We start from the raw sequence: 1,577 nt of genomic DNA, 5'->3' as shown, positions 1-1,577 counted from the left end.
CCAAAATTGATGAATGGCTAGAAAACTTCAATGTTAAAGGTGACCGTAAAGATAGGATTAAAACCTTATCCAAAGGCAACCAACAAAAGGTCCAATTGATTGCCACCTTAATCCATGAACCAAAATTGGTCATTTTAGATGAGCCATTTTCAGGATTAGACCCAGTGAATGCCGGCTTTTTGATGGAAGGTATCTTACGACTGCGCGATCAAGGCGCATGTATCATTTTTTCAAGTCATAATATGGCCAACGTCCAAGATGTTTGTGATTCAGTCATTATGATCCATAACGGGGAGCAGAAACTTTACGGGCCAATTAATGATGTGCGTGATGCCTACGGGAAAACAAGACTGTTCGTCCAAGCTAAGGGCTGGGATCAAGAAGCCCTAGCAGCCTTACCAGGGGTGGAATCGGTTAGTCAATTGACAACTGGGGAATATAAGTTAATCCTATCAGATGAAAATGTAGGGCCTGAATTATTCAAGACCATCTCAAAAGGCGAATACATCCAATCTTTTAGCCAACAACCGCCAACCTTAGATGAAATCTTTAAAATGGAAGCAGGTGGACGTCATGAGAAATAGTCGTTTGGGTATTATTATCGAAGAAGTCTACAAGAAAAATGTCTTTTCATGGTCATTTGTTATGCTATTATTAAGCCCCATCTTGATGGTCGCTGTAGTGGCTATCATTTCAGGCGTCATCGGTATGGCAACAGCATCTGATTCAATCGGTACGGTATCTATCATTGGTGCCACTGACCAAACTGTAAGCGCAATTGAAACGGAAGACAACGGACAGAACCAATTAATTTTTGACCAAGATGTAGACCAAGCACAAGAGGCACTAGTTAACGAGGAAATTGATGGCTATTTAGTCATTGACGAAAGTGATCCGGAAGCCATCCAAGCTGAATTCTACAAAAGTAATACCGGGAAGAACATCTCAACTACCGGCTTCCAAACTGTATTAGAGAGTATTCAATTATCCAACCGGTCGCAAGCATTAGGCCTGACGGAAGAAGAATCCAGCCATCTAATCGATTCAAATGTGGCCATCCAAAGCCAAACTATTGATTTAGAATCCGGTACCAGCGACAGTGACCAGGACATTCAATCTATGGTAAGAACAGGTGTCGCCTATGTTGTATCCTTTATCGTATTCATGTTTGTCATGAACTACATCTCCATCATTTCACAAGAAATTGCCGTAGAAAAAGGGTCACGCATCATGGAAATCGTCCTATCTTCCATTTCATCAACCACCCATTTTATGGGTAAAATGTTGGGAATTTTCCTCGTATTGCTGACACAAGTTGCCTTCTACGCAATCTTACTAGGCATCATCTTTATCACAATCATGAACACGCCAATGCCAGCAGAATTACAAGCGCTATTAGGGGACCAAACAATTCCAGCCTTATTGTCTAATTCAGCGTCTATCATTGGTTGGTCCGGGTTATTAGCCTTCTTGGGGATCATCACCTACTCAGTGTTAGGTGCCTTCCTTGGATCACTTGTTTCAAATGTACAAGATGTGAATAAAATGATCACACCGATTATTCTTTTAAGTATTAT

At 41.2% G+C, this 1,577-nt stretch carries 2 protein-coding genes; both read left to right on the top strand.

Annotated features, from left to right (window positions below; all coding sequences use genetic code 11):
* Nucleotides 1-584: ABC transporter ATP-binding protein (locus ACRCJ0_RS13755; protein WP_431390793.1), on the top strand; the 584-nt coding region annotated here is incomplete at its 5' end.
* Nucleotides 574-1,577, top strand: a 1,004-nt coding sequence (locus ACRCJ0_RS13750; RefSeq protein ID WP_431390792.1) for an ABC transporter permease, incomplete at its 3' end; no start/stop codon positions are given. The genes ACRCJ0_RS13755 and ACRCJ0_RS13750, both read left to right, overlap by 11 nt.

Source organism: Aerococcus sp. L_32 (genome assembly GCF_050689315.1).
The sequence above is the reverse complement of the archived record's forward strand: the minus strand, read 5'-3'. Positions and strand labels throughout refer to the sequence as shown.